Raw genomic sequence first — 18155 nt, forward strand, 5'->3', positions numbered from 1 at the left:
CGAGGTCGATCCGGCCATCGGCCGCCCCCGACGTCTCGCCGTCGGGAAACCCGCCCGCCCTCGGCGCTGTTCCCGGGCGCCGGCGCGCCGCGGCTCACTCCTGGCTCGGCCCCACGCTGTCGGCGGCGAAGGCCTGGCGGACGCCGAGGGGCTTCGGCTGGCCCTCGGTGCTGTCGCACCCGGTCTGGCGCTCCATCTCCGAATTGATCTCGGCGCCCACGAGGACGATGACGATGGACAGCCACATCCAGGTCATGAACCCGATGCCGGCCCCCAGCGACCCGTAGATGCGGTTGTAGCTGTCGAAGCTCGCCACATACCAGGAGAACACCCCCGAGGCGGTGACCCAGAGCAGGGCCGCGAGGCTGCTGCCCCAGGTCACCCAGCGCCACTTCGCCCGGTTCCGGCTGGGGCCGTAGCGGTAGATCAGCGACAGGCTGAGGGTGACGACGCCGAGGAGCGCCGGCCAGCGCACGATCTGCAGGATGGTGTCGGTGGCGGTGATGAAGCCGAGGCGGTCGAGGATCGCCGGCAGCAGAACCACCGCGCTGGTGGAGACGAGGAAGAACACCACGCTGGTGATCGTGAACAGGAAGGTGGTGGCGTAGAAGCGGATCAAGCTGCGCTTCTCCCGCTCCTTGTAGATCACGTTGAGGGCGTCGAAGAGCGCGCTCACCCCGGAATTGGCGCTCCACAGGGCGATCAGCAGGCTGATGCCCGAGGTGGTGCTCAAGGAGCCGGTGCTGCGCTGCGCGATCCGCACCAGCTGGTCCGAGAACAGCTCGAGGGCGCCCGGCGGCAGGATGTCCGCCAGCAGGCTGACATGCTGGCTGATGACGTGGGGGTCCGAGAACAATCCGTAGATCGACACCACGGCGACGAGGCCGGGGAAGACCGCCAGCAGGGCGAAGAAGGCGACGCCGCCCGCCGTGGTCAGCACCCGGTCCTGGGGCATGGCCCAGAACACCCGCCAGAGGATGTCCCGCCAGCCGGCCTTGGGGATATCGATGGGGTCGGTCGCGCCCCGGCCGCGGCCGGGCTCGTGCGCGCGCTGGCGCGCCTCCGCCAGCTCCTCCGGATTCAGGGCGCGGGTGCTGACCGAGCGCCAGTCCTGACCCTCTTCCTCTTCTCGCACCATGCCGAGACCCCGCCGGACCGCTCGTCGCCGGAACGCCGCCGCGAGGGGCTCGCCCTCCCGGGATCACACTCTGCCTGAAGTCTCGTCATAGGTCGTCACCGATGCCGGTACAGGCGTGGGACGATCGAGCCCGGACATGGGGCAGGTCGCGGCCTGCCGGGCCAGTTCCGTGCGGACGTGCTCGCGGAACAGGCGCACCCGCGCGGGAAGTTCGCGGCCCGCGAGGGTGACGGCGCGCAGGGTCCCGCCCCGGCTCGCCCAGTCGGGCAGGACGCGCACGAGATGGCCCCGGGCCAGGGACTTCGCCGCGACGAGGCTCGGGATATGGCCGATGCCCGCCCCGGCCAGGGTCAGGCGCAGCACCGTGGCGAAATCCGTGGCCCGCACGGCCGGCCGCAGGGTGATCCCGGCCTCGCGCCCCTCGGCGTCCGACACGAGGATCTGGGTGGCGCCGAGGCGCTCGCGGGCGAGCACCACGTCGTGCGCAGACAGCTCGGCGATGTCGACCGGCCCCGGGCGCTGCGCCAGATAGGCCGGGGCGGCATAGAGGCCGATCGTCAGGTCGGCCAGGATCGGGGCGGTGTAGCCGCTGTCGGGGTGGTCGCCGCCGCCGAGGCGCAGGGCGAGGTCGACCCGGTTGGCGGCGAGATCGAGGCGGCTGTCGGTGACGAGGAGTTCGAGGGTGATCTGCGGATGCCTGGCCCGGAAGCTCGCCACGAGGTCCGGCAGCACCTCGACGCCGAAATCGATCGAGGCCGTCACGCGCAGGTGCCCCCGCGGCTGGGTGCGGGCACCCCGCGCCGTCTGCAGGGCCTCGTCGAGGAGGGCGAGGCTCTCCAGGGCCCGGGCGTGGAAGGCGAGTCCCTCGGCGGTGGGCGAGACCGCCCGCGGCGTGCGCGCGAGCAGGGTCACCTTCAGCACCGCCTCCAGGCGGGCGACGCGCCGGCTGACGCTGCCCTTGGTCTCGCGCAGGAAGGCACCGGCCTGGGTCATGCTGCCGAGATCGACGACCGCGCAGAAAGCACGGACATCGTCGAGGTTTCCGGCGAAGGTTTCCAGATGCGCAACCATGTGTCCCCGATTAGCGCGCTATCGCACCCCGGGGAAGCGGCCTATCTGCGCTCCACCGAAGCGGCGCCCCCGGCGCCCTCATCCTCGGAGCGAAACCCGTGATCCGTCTCTCTTCCACCCTCGCCTCCACCCTCGTCGCCGTGACCCTCGCGCTCGCCGCGCCGGCTCTCGCCCAGACCCCGCCGACCCGCGACCCGGCCCAGATCCAGGCCGGCACCTACGCGGTCGATCCCGGCCATACCCAGGTCGGCTGGACGGTCTCGCACATGGGCTTCTCGAACTACTCGGGCGGCTTCTCGGACGTGTCGGGAACCCTCGAACTGCAGCCGAAGACCCCCGCCGCCTCGAAGCTGTCCATCAAGATCCCGGTGGCTTCGGTGATGACGACCAGCGAGAAGCTGACCGGCGAGCTCAAGGGCGACCAGTGGCTCGACGCAGGCAAGTTCCCCGAGATGACCTTCGTCTCCACGAAGGTCGCCCCCGAGGGCAAGGACAAGGCGAAGGTCACCGGCGACCTGACCCTGCACGGCGTGACGAAGCCGGTGACGCTGACCGTCACCCTGGTCGGCGCCGGCGTGAACCCGCTGAACAAGAAGGTCACCGTGGGCTTCGAGGCCACCGGCACGATCAAGCGCTCGGAGTTCGGCGTGAAGACCTACGTGCCGCTGATCGGCGACGACCTGCACCTCACCATCGCGGGCGCCTTCGAGCGCAAGGAATAAGGCGCGCCGTCCACCCTGCCGAAGGGAGAGCGTCATGATCGGGATCGCCCGCGCCGCCCCCCCGCCGCGCTACACCCGCATCGCCATCGCCCTGCACTGGCTCAGCGCGCTGGCGGTGCTGGGGCTGATCGCGATCGGCCTCGCCATGACCCACGCGGATCTGGCGCCGATGCGCCGGTTCCAGCTCTACCAGTGGCACAAGTCGGTCGGCATCACGGTGCTGGCCCTGACGCTGCTGCGCCTCGGCTGGCGGCTGGCCCACCGGCCGCCGGCCCTGCCCGCGACGCTGCCGGCCCGGGAGCGGGCCGGCGCGCACGCGGCCCACGCCCTGCTGTACGGGCTGCTCCTCGGCCTGCCGCTCGCCGGCTGGGCCGTGGTCTCGGCCTCGCCCTTCAACCTGCCGACCGTGCTCTACGGCGTCCTGCCCTGGCCGCACCTGCCGGTGCTGCCGGAGCTGGCGAACAAGGCCGCCGTGGAGGCGGTGCTGAAGCAGGTCCATGCCTGGGGGGCCTGGTTCCTGATCGGCCTCCTGCTGCTGCATGTCGGCGCGGCCCTGCGCCATCATCTCGTGCTGCGCGACGACACGCTCCGGCGGATGCTGCCCCGCGCCCCGCTCAAGTCCGGACCCCAGCCATGATCGCCGTTCGCCTCGCCGTCGCGGTCGCCCTCGCGGCGGCTCCCCTGGTCCTTCCCGCCTGCGCCGAGGCCGCCCCCTGGACGGTCGATGCCGCCAGGAGCCGGATCGGGTTCTCGGGCATCCAGGTCGGCGCGCCCTTCCAGGGCCGCTTCAAGCGCTTCTCCGCGCAGATCGACTTCGACCCCGCCGCCCCGGAGACCGGGCACGCCGTGGTCGAGATCGACCTGGCGAGCGCCGAGACCGGCGACGCCCAACGCGATACCGCGCTGCCCCAGGCGGAGTGGTTCGACGTCAGGGCCATGCCGCAGGCCCGGTTCGAGGCGACCCGGTTCGTCGCCAAGGGCGGGGATGCCTACGAGGCCGTCGGCAGCCTGACGATCCGCGGCATCCGCCGCGACGCGGTCCTGCCCTTCCGCCTGACCCGCGAGGGAGCGACGGCCCGCGCCGTGGGCCATCTCGACCTCGTGCGCTCGCAGTTCGGCGTCGGCCAGGGTCCCTGGGCCTCGGGCCAATGGGTCGCCCTGGAGGTCGGCGTCGATATCGACCTGACGGCGACGCAGGCGGCGTCCCGACCCTGAAGACCTGGAGGCCAACCACTCTCGGCGCCGAGCATCCCGAAAAGATCAAGTCTCCGTTCCCGATGCACGAAGACCTGATCGCGCTCGATCCTCCCGAGACCCCGCGATTGCGACGCCGCGGGGCCGCCTCCGCTTCCCTGGACGCTCCGCACGAACCGCGAAATCTTGTTTCCGGCGCGTAAACGCCGTGGGCAGCCCGCATCCGGCGGGAGCCGTCGACGCGGTGATGAGGTTATCCCTCGGTTCCGGTCCTTGCGACGGCCTCGGTCCCGGGCGCGCCCGGCACGGCGGCGTCCGAGCGGGGCGCCGGCCGCAAGAAGCGAGCACAAGAAGCGAGAGGGAGAGACCCATGCCCGTGCCCAGGATCGACCGCCGTGCCCTGCTCGGGTCCGCGAGCCTCGCCCTCATGGGGGCCGGCAGCCTGACCCCTCCCGCGCAGGCGGCCCCCGAGATCAAGGCGGACCCGAAGCCGGTGCCGCCGGAGGTCACCCGGATCCTCGCCCGCTACGTCGTCGGCGCGCGCTACGCCGACCTGCCCGAAGCCGTCCGCCGCGAGGGTACGCGCACCCTGCTGAACTGGGTCGGCGTCGCCATCGGCGGATCGCATCACGCGACCCTGGACGTCGCGGTCTCGGCCCTGAAGCCGTTCTCCGGTCCGCCGCAGGCCGGGCTGTTCGGGCGGTCCGAGCGCTTCGACATCATGAACGCCGCCTTCCTCAACGGCGTCGCCAGCCACATCTTCGACTACGACGACACCCACCTGAAGACCGTGATCCACCCGGCCGGCCCCGTCGCCTCGGCGATCCTCGCCTATGCCGAGATGAACCCGGTCTCGGGGGCGGATTTCCTCAACGCCCTGGTGCTGGGCGTCGAGACGGAGTGCCGGATCGGCAACGCGGTCTACCCGAACCACTACGATGTGGGCTGGCACATCACCGGCACCGCCGGGGTGTTCGGCGCGGCGGCCGCGACGGGCAAGCTGATGGGGCTCTCCGAGCAGCAGATGGTCTGGGCCCTCGGGCTCGCCGCCTCGCAGCCGGTGGGCCTGCGCGAGTCCTTCGGCTCCATGAACAAGAGCTTCAATCCGGGCCGGGCCGCATCGAACGGCCTGTTCGCCGCGATCCTCGCCGCCAAGAACTACACGAGCTCGGACGGGATGATCGAGGCGAAGCGCGGCTGGGCCAACACCATCTCGACGAAGCAGGATTACCGCGAGATCACCGAAGGCCTCGGCACCCGCTACGAGGCGGCGCTCAACACCTACAAGCCCTTCGCCTGCGGCATCGTCATGCACCCGGCCATCGACGCGGCGGTGCAGCTGCGCGCCGAGAACCACCTGACCGCCGAGGCGATCGAGCGGGTCGACATGAAGGTCCACCCCCTGGTCCTCGAGTTGACCGGCAAGACTGCGCCGCGCACCGGCCTCGAAGGCAAGTTCAGCATCACCCACGCCGTCGCGGTGGCGTTGGTGGAGGGGGCGGGCGGCGAGAAGCAGTTCAGCGACCGGGCGGTGAACGACCCCGTCGTGGTGGCCCTGCGCGCCCGGGTGAAGCCGGTGGTCGACGCCGCGATCCGGCCGGAGCAGGTCGAACTCACGGTGGTGCTCAAGGACGGCCGCAGCCTGCCCCGGCGCATCGAGCACGCCATCGGCAGCGTCGAGCGGCCGATGTCGGACGCCGCGCTGGAGACCAAGTTCACCGACCTCGCGGACGGCATCCTGCCCGACGACCAGGTCCGGCGGGTCATGGCGCTGTGCTGGCGCATCGCCGAGCTGCCCGATGCCGGCGACGTGGCCCGGGCCGGCGTCCAGGCCTGACGCACCGGATCGGGATCGACGCGCCGGTCCCGGCCGCGTATGGCGAAGCCCATCCCCGGGCTTCGCCCTGCGCGATGCCTCACCGTGCCCGCCGCCATCAAGGATCACGAACCTGAAGGCCGAATTCTCGACCACGCGCCTGATCGTGATCCTGGCCTTCGCCGGCTTCGCCAGCACCTTCGCGGGCCGCTCCATCGAGCCGCTGGTCGGCGTGCTGGCCCGTGACCTTCGCAGCGATCCCCACACGGTGGCGCTGCTCTCCACCGCCTTCGCCCTGCCCTACGCGCTGATCCAGCCCATCCTCGGTCCGATCGGCGACGCGCTCGGCAAGGAGCGGATCATCGCGATCTGCCTCGCCATCCTCACCCTCGCCCTGGCGGCGTGCGCGCTCACCACTAGCCTCGACACCCTGTTCGTCCTGCGGATGGTCGCCGGCGGCAGCGCCGGCGGTGTCGTGCCCCTGGCGCTGGCGCTGATGGGCGACCGCATCCCGATCGAGCGCCGGCAGGTCGCGATCGGCCGCTTCCTCGTGGCGGTGATCCTCGGCCAGCTCTCCGGCTCGACCTTCGCGGGCCTCATCGAGGGGGCGATCGGCTGGGCCGGGGTCTTCGCCGTCACCTCCGCGGTGGCGGCCCTCGGATGCGCCGCGGCCCTCTTCGGGTTCGACCGCAGCGCCGCGGCGCCGGCCCGGCGGCCGGAATTCCGCACGGCGGTGGCGCGCTACCGCACGATCGTGGGCAATCCGCGCGCCCGCATCCTGTTCGGGGCCGTGTTCATCGAAGCGATCGCGGTGTTCGGGATCTTTCCCCACCTCGCGCCGCTGATCGAGGCGCGGGGCGAGGGCGGCGCCCGCGAGGCCGGCCTGGCGCTGGCCGGCTTCGCCGCCGGGGGGCTGCTCTACTCGTTCTCGGTCGGCCTGCTCCTGCGCTTCCTCGGCATGTCGCGCATGCTGATCGGCGGCGGCCTCATCTGCGCCGGCGCCCTCGTCACCATCGGCCTCGCCGGCACCTGGCAACTCGACTGCGCCGCCCTGGTGGCCATGGGGCTCGGCTTCTACATGCTCCACAACACCTTCCAGGTGCAGGTGACCGAGGTGGCGCCGACCGCCCGGGCCTCGGCCGTGGCGCTGCACGCCTTCTCGTTCTTCTGCGGGCAGGCCCTGGGCGTGGCGATCCTCGGCGGGGCGCTCCAGGGCCTCGGCCAGCTCACCGCCCTCAGCCTCTGCGCCGTCGTCATCGCCGGCCTCGGCTTCGTGACCGCCCGGCGCCTGGCGACGACGCCGTCGCGGTGACGCCGCCCGGGACCGGGCGCCCTCCGGGAGCAGGTGCGCCCGGAGGGACGAGGCTCCAGACAGACCCGCCGCTTGACGGCCGCCCCGCAGGATCCAGTTCTTCGGGGCGGACGACCGCCGACGGGGAGGCTTGAGGATGACCGAGGCGACGCGACGGGGGCTCCTGGGCTCGGCCCTGGCCTCGACCCTGGCGGCGGCGGCCCTGGCGGGCTCCGGCCCGCCGGCGGCATCCGCGGCCGGCCCGGCGCCGGTCGAGCCGCAGGCGCCCGGATTCTACCGGTACCGGGTCGGCGACGTCCGCGTCACGGCGGTGACGGACGGGGCCAACACCATGCCGCTCCCGGAGCGCTTCGTGCTCAACGCCGATCGCGCGGAGGTATCGGCGGCGCTCACGGCCGATTTTCGCGACGGGGCGAACCTGACCGTGCCCTTCACCCCCCTGGTGATCGAGACCGGCGGCCGGCGCGTCGTCATCGACACCGGCAACGGCGAGGCCGCCTTCCTGGCGAGCGGAGGCGCGGTGGGACAGTTCCACGCCAACCTGAAGGCGGCGGGCTTCGACCGGGCCGCCATCGACGCCGTGGTGATCTCCCATTTCCATGGCGACCACGTGAACGGCCTGCTGACGCCGGAGGGCGAGCCCGCCTTCCCGAACGCCGAGATCCACGTGCCGGAGCCCGAATGGGCCTATTGGATGGATGACGGCGCCATGAGCCGGGCGCCGGCGGGCCGGATGCAGGACGGGTTCCGCAACGTCCGGCGGGTCTTCGACGGCCTCGGCCGCAAGGTGACGCCCTACGCCTGGGAACGGGAGATCCTGCCCGGCCTCACGGCGCAGGGCACGCCCGGGCATACGCCCGGTCACACCTCGTTCCTGCTCGCCTCGGGGCGCGACAGCCTGTTCGTGCAGTCCGACGTCACCAACGTGCCGGTCCTGTTCGCGCGCCATCCGGGCTGGCACGTGATGTACGACCAGGACCCGGCCATGGCCGAGGCCACCCGGCGCCGGATCTACGACCGGATCGCGGCCGACCGCACCCTGCTCCAGGGCTTCCACTATCCCTTCCCGGCCGCCGCCCACCTCGAGAGGACCGCCGACGGCTACCGCGAGGTGCTGGTGCCCTGGAGCCCGGTCCTGCGCTGAGGCCGGCGCCGCGCGGGTGCGGCTCGAAGGAGCGGGTTAGACCGGACAATCCGGATCGCCGGCGCGACCGCCCGGCCGGGTCCTCCTCAGGATCGTGTCGCGGTCCCTCGCGCAGATTCGTGACCCGGTGCGGAGCACGGCGCGATGACACCGGCGGACGGCTCACAGCGAAATCTGGTCGTGGCGCTTGATCGGCCGGGCTTTTCCCGACATGGCTCAGCGCATCAAATCCAAGAAAAAATGATAGCGGCCGCCGGGCCGGGAGGGGTCCGGCCACGCTGACGCGAACCCGCGTCACGGCCCGGCCTTGCCTCCCTCGGCGGCGCCGGCCCGTGGCAAGCTCATGCGAAGGGAAGCCGACCGGATGGACGAACCTGGACGACGGGAGAAGACACGGGACGGGCCGCAGCCCCTGCGGGTCGTCATCGTGACGCCGCTCGGCCGCGGCGGGCGCGGCGGGATCGACCGGCTGATGGACGAACTGCGGGAGTCGCTGCGTCTGCCCCGATTCGCCGAGGCGGAGGTGACCTTCCTGACGAGCCGGGGCCAGGGCTCCCAGGCCGCGGCGCCGCTCTACATCGTCCGCCTGCTCGCCGAGCTCCTGCGGCGGCGGCTCACAGGCCGGGTCGATGTCGTCCACATCAACCTGTCCCAGACCGGAAGCACCTATCGCAAGCTCGTCATCGGCGCGTTCTGCCGGCTGCTGCGCCTTCCCTACGTCCTCCACCTGCACGGATCGCGCTACCGCCAGTTCTGGGACGGCGCGCCGAAGCCCGTGAGCCGGGCCATCGCCCGGATGTTCGCCGGCAGTGCGCGGATCCTGGTCCTCGGCAGCGTCTGGCGCGACTACGTCGGCGGGAAGGTGCCCGAGGCGCGCGAGCGCATCCTCGTCCTGCCGAACGCGAGCCGCGACCCCGGCCGGCGGGAGCGCGTGGAGGGACAGCCGCTGCACATCCTGTTCGCCGGGCGCCTGGGCGAGCGCAAGGGCATCGTCGAGCTCGTCGCGGCCCTCGGACTCCTGAAGGACCGCCCGTGGCGGGCCACCCTCGCGGGCGACGGCGACGTCGAGAAGACGCGGCAAGCGGTGGCGGCGCTCGGCCTGACCGAGCGGGTCTCGATTCCCGGCTGGATCTCGGGCGAGGCCTTCGAGGCGCTCCTGGGCGAGGCCGACATCCTCACGCTGCCCTCCTACGACGAGAACCTGCCGCTGTCGGTGATCGAGGCCTTCGCCCGCGAGACCCCGGTGGTCTGCACCCCGGTCGGAGCGGTTCCGGATATCGTGGAGGACGGACAGACCGGACTCCTGGTGCAGCCGGGCGACGCGGCGGGTCTCGCCGGTGCCCTGGGCCGCCTCCTCGACGAGCCGGACCTGCGCCGGTCCCTGGCGACCCGCGCCCGCGCCCTGTTCGAGGAGCGGCTGGAATTCGTCGACTACACCGGCCGGCTCATCGTCGCCTGGAAGATCGCGGCCGCGCACGGCGGGCGCTGACGGCCGCCGTCCCGCCCCACCGCTCCGCCACCGACCCCGACACGCCTCCCCACGGGAGGCCGCCTCAAGAGGGACCCGAGCCATGTCGCTCAAATGGTACATCGGCCGCCTCGCCGCGATGAGCCCCGCCGAGATCGCCCACCGCGTCGGCGAAGTCGCCAAGAAGTCGCTCTCGCGCCGTCGCAACTATGACTGGACCGCGTTCCCGGTCGCGGCGGGCCCCGCTCCGGTCATTCCGGGCCTGCGGGATGCCTTTCTCGCGAATTCCAGTCCGGACCTGGCGGAGGCGGTGCGGGCCGCGAGCCGCGCGCTCCTCGCCGGACGCTTCGGCGCGCTCGGCGTCGCCTGGCCGGAGCGGTCGTCGGCGCAGCTCTTTCCGGCGGAGGTCTGGCGGCTCGATCCGGTGACGGGCCGCCCCTGGCCGGGTGCGGAGCGCTTCTGCTTCGACATCCCCTACCGGCACGAGCGGACCCTGGGCGACATCAAGTACGTCTGGGAATTCAACCGGCTGCAGCACCTCCAGCCCCTCGCCGCGCTCGTGGCGCTGGAAGGCGACCGCGCCGCCCTGGCGGCCATCGAGGCGGCCGTCGCGAGCTGGCACGCGGCCAATCCGCCGTTCCGGGGTCTCGGCTGGAACTCGGGCATCGAGCTCGCCCTGCGGGCCGTCTCGCTGCTGATCGTCGCCAGCCTCTGCGGCGATGCCCTCTCGCCCGCGACCGCCGAGCGGATCCGCGTGATGCTGGCGGCCCATCTCCACTGGCTGCGGCGCTATCCCTCCCGGTTCAGCTCGGCCAACAACCACCTCGTCGCCGAGGCGATGGCGGAGTTCCTGATCGCCCTGGCGATGCCGGACCTCGGCGAAGCGCGCAGGGCCGAGAGCGAGGCCCGCGCGACCCTGGAGCGCGAGGCGGCCAGCCAGATCCTCGACGACGGCGTTCCCGCCGAACAGTCGCCGACCTACGGGGCGTTCACCGCCGAGATGCTGATGCTCGCCAGCGCCGCGGGGCGGGCGGCGGGACGCCCGCTCGGCGCCATCGTCGAGACGCGACTCGCGGCGTTCGCCCGGTTCGTCGGGACCCTCGCGACGCCCGGCGGCGCGGTGCCGGCCATCGGCGACGACGACGAGGGACGCGTACTGACCCTGACCCATCCACCGGAGACCGCCTATCCCGCCTCGGTCGCCGCCGCCATCGCGGGCCATCTCCGTCAGGCCCCTTTCGGTCCCGTCGCCCCCGATCCGGAATTGCGGGACGCGGTCTTCGCGGCACCGCGGGCCGGCGCCCTCCGGCCCCTGGGACTCGAGACCTTCCCCACGGGCGGGCTCACCGTGGTGCGGGAGGCCCGTTGCGGGCGCGACCTGACATTGGTGATCGACCACGGCCCGCTCGGTTACCTGACGATCGCCGCCCACGGACACGCGGACGCCAATTCCCTCATGCTGACCCTCGACGGCGAGCCCGTCATCGTGGACCCCGGGACCTACCTCTACCATTCCGGCGGACCGTGGCGGGACTGGTTCCGCGGGACGGCGGCGCACAGCACGCTGACCCTGGCCGGCCTCGACCAGAGCACCATTTCCGGCCCCTTCAACTGGTCGCACAAAGCCAAGGCCCGGGTGGAGCATGTGCAAACCGGGGACAAGTGGTCGGTGACGGCGAGCCACGACGGCTATCGCCGCCGCCTCGGAACGGACCATGTCCGCACCGTCGAGGCGACGGCCACGGGCCTGAAGGTCGTCGACCGCCTCGATCCGGCACCGGCGCAGCCGCTCGACGCCGAACTGGTGTTCCAGTTCGCCCCGGGAATCGATCTGATTCAGGAGGACGGTGCGTGGCGCGCGAGCCGGAACGGCATGCCGCTCCTCGCCCTGGCCTTCGAAGGCCACGGTACGGTCACGGCATCCACAGGAGAGTCGGACGTGTCGGGAGGGTGGGTCTCGCCGGCGTTCGGGCTCAAGGTTCCGGCGACGCGCCTGGCCTGGCGCGGCAGCATGGGTCCGCGCGGCCTCGCCACCGTCGTCACGATCGAACCGCGCCGCTGAGCCCTTCCAAGAACCCACCGGAACCGTCGCACCGATGAACAGTCATCCGGTGCGACGCCGCCGACTACTCCCGCCGACTACTCCCAATGAGCCGCGTATCATCACCGGAAGGACGATTGTTCACCATAAGTCTTTTCGGCTCTTTAAGAGCAAAAGCCTATGACGATCTTCTCAAACGCACGACCCGAAGGACGCCGAGGGTCGTACGGCAACCCACCGGCTTCGACCGTTCCTGCTTAATCCCAGGAGTACAGTTGCCGGTAGGGCTTGGCTCGCAGCAACGGCGCCGTCGCAACCTGATTCAGGACCGCGACATCGTCCGGATACAAGGGAACCTCGACATGCGGGGTGCAGCGCAGGAGCAGGACGATGCCGTCCCTGCACGGCGGAAGGGGGATGGCGCCGGTACGGACGGGCAGGCGCGGCGCGTACCCGCGCGGATAATCCGGCCGCAGGTCCGAAGCCCGCGCCTGATGGATCGGAAGCCCGACCGAACATGCCGTGAGGGTTGCGAAAAGCAGACAGATCCTGTTCATGCCAACTTCCTAAGCGCGGGATACCACGAAGACAAATCAAAAAATCACTCTGTCGACAGATTCATTGTACCCGTGAGTCGCAATTTCCCTGTTGCGACAAGGTAACGGTCGTCGACAAATGAAACCATGGGGCGGATACCTGTAATCCTCGCCTAGCTCCGTCCAGCCTAGATTGATAAGCCGCAATGGGGCTCTTCTGATTTTAGGCCATATTTCGTAGAATGAGATGCGGCGCTCCACGTTGCATTCAGGAGACTCGTGAATGAGGTCGGTAGTTCTAATCCTCCTGATGGGCCTCGGCGCCGGAGCCTGCCAGCCCGTCGCGAAGGACGGCCCCACGAAGAGCAGCTTCATCGACAGCGCCGACGTGATCGTCCAGGAGACCGCCCCGACCATCAGCTACGCGCTGGTCGATCTCAGCGCACAGGCGATCCAGGCATCGAACCGGTTCACGCTCTCCAAGAACCCGGCCTTCTCCCGAGGCTTCATGGATCGCGGGCCGTCGCGGACCGGACTCATCGGCTACGGCGACATCCTGGCGATCACGATCTTCGAGGCCGCGTCGGGCGGCCTGTTCATCCCGAGCGAAGCCGGATCCCGCGCCGGCAACTTCGTCCAGGTTCCGAACCAGCAGGTGGACGCGGCCGGCAACATCGTCGTCCCCTATGCCGGCACCATCAAGGTCAGCGGCCGCACCGCGCAGGACGTCTCCAGCGAGATCGTCCAGAAGCTCCGCAACCGCGCCATCGAACCGCAGGTGGTCGTCTCCATCGCCGAGCGCCGCGGCAACGACATCAGCGTGATCGGCGAGGTGAACCTGCCCGCACGCATTCCCCTCGATCCCGGCGGCCTGAAGGTGCTGGGCGCGATCGCGCGCGCCGGCGGTCCGCGCAATCCGGCCCACGAGACCATCGTGACGATCCAGCGCGGGGGCGCCACCGGACAATCGTCGCTGAGCACAATCGTTCGGGACGCATCCCAGAACGTCGCGGTCCGGCCCGGCGACGTCATCTACGTCTCGCGTGAGCAGAAAATCTTCATGGTGCTCGGCTCGACGCCCTCGCCCGGGGCGATCGGAGGCACGAACAACCGGCGCTTCACCTTCGACAACGACAACGTGACCCTCGCCGAGGCCATCTCCAAGAGCGGCGGTCTCGACGGTCTGCGTGCCGATGCCGGCGCGATCTTCCTGCTCCGCTACGAATCCCGCGAGGCCCTGCAGGCGATGGGCGTCGACACGTCCAGTTATCAGGGCGACCTGATCCCCACGATCCACCGGGCGAACTGGACCAAGGCCGCCGGCGTCTTCCTCACCAACGACCTGTACATCCGGAACAAGGACATCATCTACGTCGCCGAGCACCCGACCTCCGACTTCGCCAAGCTCAGCGCGGTGTTCCGGAGCGTCTCGGTGCCCGCCTCGGATGCGGCGCTGATCGGACGCTGATCCGATGGCGCCGCCGCCCACCCCTCGGGGCGGGCGGTTTCGGGACGCGGGCGAGCGTCGCCGCGATGCCCGGCGCCGGATCGGTAACACGCAGGAGATCCGGCGCGTTCGACGACACGTTCGATCGCGCCGAGCAACACGATCCCGTGAAGGGCCGCCGCAAGGCGGGGGTGATGCGCGGCGGTCGCGCGCCGCCGGGCCGGCGTCACGCCGATCGAAGCGCTCGCCCAAATCCTCACCCCAAATCCTTGCAGAGGTCCGCGATCAAACAGCATGCCGGTCAGCACCGGCAACCCGCTCGGACGTCGAGACCGCGCGCAGGCCTGCGGCGCTCATCCGTCTCCGTCCGCCGAGCCCCCCCGGCCGAGACCGGCGCGGCTCGCGCTCCCCTCCATGGCGCCGCATCGACCCCGTGGGGCACGTGCCTCATCGAGTCCCGAGCGGGCGCCCAGGGAACCGGACGGTTGCCCGTGCGGCCGCGCAGGACGGCGCTCCAGGGCGCCCTGCAGGCCCAATACCCTTCGATCACCGTCACGGATCGGGATGTCCGGTCCCGCCCCGAGACACCGTCCGCGACGTCTTTCGTGCGACCGTCGCGCGACGCATGAGCCGATGGGCAAACCGGCTTCACTATTGTAGAGGCTAAGCCGACCGACCGTCAGGTCAGAGTTGGTGACGTCATGTAGCCATGTAGCCGACAGCTGGTTTGCATGCGTTAGCGAGTCAAAAAGAGGTCGTCCCTTACGATCTGGAACAGTGCGGTCGACATCATCCATCGCCAACAATGTAGATCGTGGGTCTCAAACGGCGCATCATGTTTGACGAGCATCCGAACATCCAGAAAGCGGCTCCGAAGAGAGGTGCCGCAGATCGAGCTCAGGCGGGAAGAATCGTGTTCTTTCTGCCCACACTGACGCTCGGTGGCGCTGAACGTCATACTGTTCAACTGCGAAATCTGATGCGAATCCGTGGTTTCTCTACCACGCTCATCGTTCATGGCCGGGCCTGGTCGCAGGAGATGGCCGAGGCGAAGGGCGCGGAAGACCCGATCTACTGCAACGTGCGCGGCATGTCGGATCCCATGGGCTGGCTCAGGCTCTGGTTCACCCTCAGGAAGATCAAGCCGGACGTCATCGTCGGGGTGAACCAGACGCCGCTGATCGTCGCCGTCGTCCTTCGGCTCTTCGGGGCAACGCGGGCCCGCGTCATCAGCGTCTTCCACACGACCTACCTCCTCGAGAAGGAGATGCGGCGGTTCTTCCTCTTCAAGTGGACCCTGCGTCTCGCCGATTCCATCGTCTTCGTGAGCGCGACGCAGAAGCGGGTCTGGCAGGAGCGCGGATTGAATGCCCGGCGGATGGAGGTCATCCCGAACGGGGTCGACCTGGCGGGCTTTCAGCCGGACCCGGCCGCCCGCGCCCGCGTCCGGGCCGAGGTTGGATTTCGGAACGACGAGCTGGTCCTCGCCCTCGTCGCGGCCTTCCGCCCCGAGAAGAATCACGAACAGCTGCTGCACGCGGCCCGCATCCTGCTGGATCGTGGTAAGCCGGTGCGACTCCTGTTCGTCGGCGACGGACCCACACGTCCGGCGATCGAGGCGCTCGCGGTGACGCTGGGGCTCCAATCGATCATCACCTTCACAGGCTCGCAATCCGACGTGAGGCCGTGGATCGCGGCATCCGACATCGGGGTTCTTTGCTCCCACGCCGAGACGTTTCCACTGAGTGCGCTGGAATTCATCGCCATGGGCGTCCCGATGATCATGCCGGCCATCGGCGGAACATCCGAGATCGTCGCGGACGGGGTCAACGGCCTCCTGTTCGAGCCCGGCTCGAACGAGAGCCTGACGCAGGCGGTTCTGACCCTGGCGGATCCGGAGCGGCGCGCGCGCTTCGCGGAAGCCGCCACGCATTCGGCCACGCGGTTTTCCGTGGAGTCTATGGCGGATTCCTACAGACATTTGTTAGAGAGACTCATGGATCGCAGCGATTCGGCCCTCAGCGCCTCCGAGGCGTCCCAAGCCCTATGAGGCGAAGCCCTATGAGGTCGGAGACCAGATCCGCCGCGCTGCGCCCGTCGTTCCTGCTGTCCATCGATACCGAGGGCGACGATGTCTGGTCGAGGCCCCACCCGGTGCAGACCCGCAATGCCGAGACGCTCCCGCGCTTCCAGCAATTATGCGAGCGCCACGACCTGCGTCCGACCTACCTGACCAACTGGGAGATGGCGAACTGCCCGGTCTTCCAGGAACTCGGCCGCGACGTCCTCCGCCGGAACGTCGCCGAGATCGGCATGCACCTCCACGGATGGGATTCGCCGCCCATCGCCCCGCTCACCTCCGACGATGCGACGCATCAGCCCTACCTCTTCGAATACCCGGAGGCGGTGCGCAGGCAGAAGATCGAGGCCATGACCCGATGCCTGGAGGACACCTTCCAGATTCCGATCCTGAGCCACCGCGCGGGTCGATTCGGCTTCGATGCCGTCTCCGCCCGGGCGCTGGAGGCACTCGGCTACCTGGTCGATTGCTCGGTGACGCCGAACGTGTCCTGGGCCGCGCATGTCGGCTCTCCGACAGGCCGGGGCGGGGCCGACTTCTCGGCGTTCCCCGAGCACGCCTATCGGATCGACCTCGACCGGATCGACAGGCCGGGGGAGTCACGGCTGCTGGAGATTCCGATGACCATCATCCGGCGCCGCCGTCCGCTTCCGGCCCGTCTGGCAAGGAAAATGCTCGGCAAGTCCGTGGACCGTGTATTCTGGCTGCGCCCGAACGGCCGCAACCTGAAGGATCTGCTCGAAGTTCTGGACATCGCGGAATCGGAGGGGCGTGACTACGTACAATTCACGCTTCACTCCTCGGAGTTCATGCCAGACGGCAGCCCGACCTTTCGTACGAACGAAAGTATCGAGAAGCTCTACGAGGACATGCAGGTTTTGTTCGAAGCGGCGCGAGGACGGTTTACAGGGCGAACCCTGTGTGAACATCGATCTGTGTTCCACTGAGTAAGCATAGATCAACGGAGCATGCAGTCGATATGATAGAATCACGATCGCGTGCCGATCAGGGACCCATCGTCTTCTTCCTTCCCGGCCTCGATGTCGGCGGCGCGGAACGTCATACGATCGATCTGAGAGCCCGCCTGCGCCGCCGGGGCTGGGACACGCAGGTCCTGGTCTACGGCCCGCGCCGCTCCGAGGCGATCCTCCGGATGGAGGGCGCCGAGAACGTCCAGCAGCTCAACATCACCGGGATGTCCCGCCTCCGGGGCTGGGTGAGCGCCTGGCGGGCCCTGCGGACCATCCGGCCCGGCCTCATCGTCGCCGTGAACCAAGCGCCCCTGATCGTCGCCGTTCTCCTTCGGATGTTCGGGGCGTCCCGGGCGCCCGTCATGGGCATCTTCCACACCACCGTGCTGAGGAAGTCCGAGGAACGGACCTTCTTCCTGTACCAGGCCGCCATCCGCCTGGCCGACGTCCTCGTCTACGTCAGTGCGAACCAGCGGGCCTACTGGACGAAGCGGCATCTCAGGTGCCGGAAGACGGCGGTGATCATCAACGGCGTCGATCACGCACGCTTCAGCGAGGATGAGAACGCAGGTCCGGAGACGCGCAGGCGGTTCGGCCTCGCAGCGGCCGACTACGTCATCGGCAACGTCGCGGCGCTCAGGCCCGAGAAGAACCATTGCCAGCTCGTCGAGGCGGTCGCCGTCTTGCGCCGGAACGGCATACCGGCGCGCGCCCTGCTCGTGGGCGGCGGCCCGGCCCGCGCCGAGATCCTCGCCAAGGCCCGCGAGCAGGGGATCGAGGAGCACATCATCCTCGCCGGCGAGCAGGCCGACGTCCGGCCCCTGATCGCCGCCTGCGATGTCGGCGTGCTGTGCAGCAACGCGGTCGAGACCCTTTCCCTGTCGGCCCTCGAGTTCCTGGCCAGCGGCGTGCCGATGATCATGTCGGAGATCGGCGGCGCTTCGGAACTCGTCCGCGACGGCGTCAACGGCTACCTCTTTCCCAGCGGCGACACCGATATGCTGGTGAACCGCCTGGTCTCCGCCGCCGACCCGACGACCCGGGCCGGCCTCGCGGCGCAGGCCCGGCCGTCGGTCAGGGGCCTTTCGGTGGAGGGAATGGTCGACCAGTACGCGCAGCTCTTCGGCGCGCTGCTCCGCGCCCCGCCAGCCCCGATCCGGACCCTGGCCCTGGACGATCGGTGATTGCGGGGCCGTCCCCCGTCAGACGCGGCGG

At 70.0% G+C, this 18155-nt stretch carries 14 protein-coding genes; 12 read left to right on the plus strand and 2 right to left on the minus strand.

Features of this window, described 5'->3' with window-relative positions; all coding sequences use genetic code 11:
- Positions 1-94: 94 nt before the first annotated feature.
- Positions 95-1138 carry a YihY/virulence factor BrkB family protein gene (locus ACLBWX_RS12500; protein ID WP_447677386.1) on the minus strand — a complete coding sequence of 348 codons (1044 nt, stop codon included), beginning with the start codon at positions 1136-1138 and terminating at the stop codon, positions 95-97.
- A 63-nt stretch (positions 1139-1201) separates the two neighbouring features.
- Positions 1202-2209, minus strand: coding sequence for a LysR substrate-binding domain-containing protein (locus ACLBWX_RS12505; RefSeq protein ID WP_447677387.1), 1008 nt, complete (start codon positions 2207-2209; stop codon positions 1202-1204).
- A gap of 98 nt (positions 2210-2307) precedes the next feature.
- On the opposite strand from ACLBWX_RS12505, the gene ACLBWX_RS12510 reads away from it, so the two are divergent.
- The 12 genes from ACLBWX_RS12510 to ACLBWX_RS12565 all read left to right on the plus strand — a co-directional run bounded on the left by ACLBWX_RS12510 (position 2308) and on the right by ACLBWX_RS12565 (position 18124).
- The gene (locus ACLBWX_RS12510; RefSeq protein ID WP_447677388.1) at positions 2308-2931 is read left to right on the plus strand and encodes a YceI family protein; all 624 of its coding nucleotides are present in this window, start codon (positions 2308-2310) and stop codon (positions 2929-2931) included.
- Positions 2932-2965: 34 nt separating this feature from the next.
- On the plus strand, positions 2966-3568 hold the full coding sequence (locus tag ACLBWX_RS12515; RefSeq protein ID WP_447677389.1) for a cytochrome b: 603 nt from the start codon (positions 2966-2968) through the stop codon (positions 3566-3568).
- The gene (locus ACLBWX_RS12520; RefSeq protein WP_447677390.1) at positions 3565-4146 is read left to right on the plus strand and encodes a YceI family protein; all 582 of its coding nucleotides are present in this window, start codon (positions 3565-3567) and stop codon (positions 4144-4146) included. The genes ACLBWX_RS12515 and ACLBWX_RS12520 overlap by 4 nt, the downstream gene beginning before the upstream one ends.
- A gap of 349 nt (positions 4147-4495) precedes the next feature.
- Positions 4496-5962 (plus strand): MmgE/PrpD family protein, encoded by a 1467-nt coding sequence (locus ACLBWX_RS12525; protein WP_447677391.1) that lies wholly within the window; start codon positions 4496-4498, stop codon positions 5960-5962.
- The gene (locus tag ACLBWX_RS12530; protein ID WP_447677392.1) at positions 5925-7253 is read left to right on the plus strand and encodes an MFS transporter; all 1329 of its coding nucleotides are present in this window, start codon (positions 5925-5927) and stop codon (positions 7251-7253) included. The genes ACLBWX_RS12525 and ACLBWX_RS12530 overlap by 38 nt, the downstream gene beginning before the upstream one ends.
- Before the next feature lie 136 nt (positions 7254-7389).
- On the plus strand, positions 7390-8397 hold the full coding sequence (locus ACLBWX_RS12535) for an MBL fold metallo-hydrolase (protein WP_447677393.1): 1008 nt from the start codon (positions 7390-7392) through the stop codon (positions 8395-8397).
- Positions 8398-8761: 364 nt separating this feature from the next.
- Positions 8762-9886, plus strand: a complete 1125-nt coding sequence (locus ACLBWX_RS12540; protein WP_447677394.1) for a glycosyltransferase family 4 protein — start codon at positions 8762-8764, stop codon at positions 9884-9886.
- Between the two features lie 82 nt (positions 9887-9968).
- Positions 9969-11927 carry an alginate lyase family protein gene (locus ACLBWX_RS12545; protein WP_447677395.1) on the plus strand — a complete coding sequence of 653 codons (1959 nt, stop codon included), beginning with the start codon at positions 9969-9971 and terminating at the stop codon, positions 11925-11927.
- 798 nt (positions 11928-12725) lie between these two features.
- Entirely contained in the window at positions 12726-13910 is a 1185-nt protein-coding gene (locus ACLBWX_RS12550; protein ID WP_447677396.1) for a polysaccharide biosynthesis/export family protein, read from the plus strand.
- An 814-nt stretch (positions 13911-14724) separates the two neighbouring features.
- Positions 14725-15939: a glycosyltransferase gene (locus ACLBWX_RS12555; RefSeq protein ID WP_447677397.1), complete on the plus strand. Its 1215-nt coding sequence runs from the start codon at positions 14725-14727 to the stop codon at positions 15937-15939.
- 11 nt (positions 15940-15950) lie between these two features.
- Positions 15951-16916, plus strand: coding sequence for a hypothetical protein (locus ACLBWX_RS12560; protein WP_447677398.1), 966 nt, complete (start codon positions 15951-15953; stop codon positions 16914-16916).
- Positions 16917-16948: 32 nt separating this feature from the next.
- Complete coding sequence (locus ACLBWX_RS12565; RefSeq protein ID WP_447677399.1) at positions 16949-18124, plus strand: glycosyltransferase; 1176 nt, start codon at positions 16949-16951, stop codon at positions 18122-18124.
- Positions 18125-18155: the final 31 nt, after the last annotated feature.

It is taken from the genome of Methylobacterium sp. M6A4_1b, from assembly GCF_053345175.1.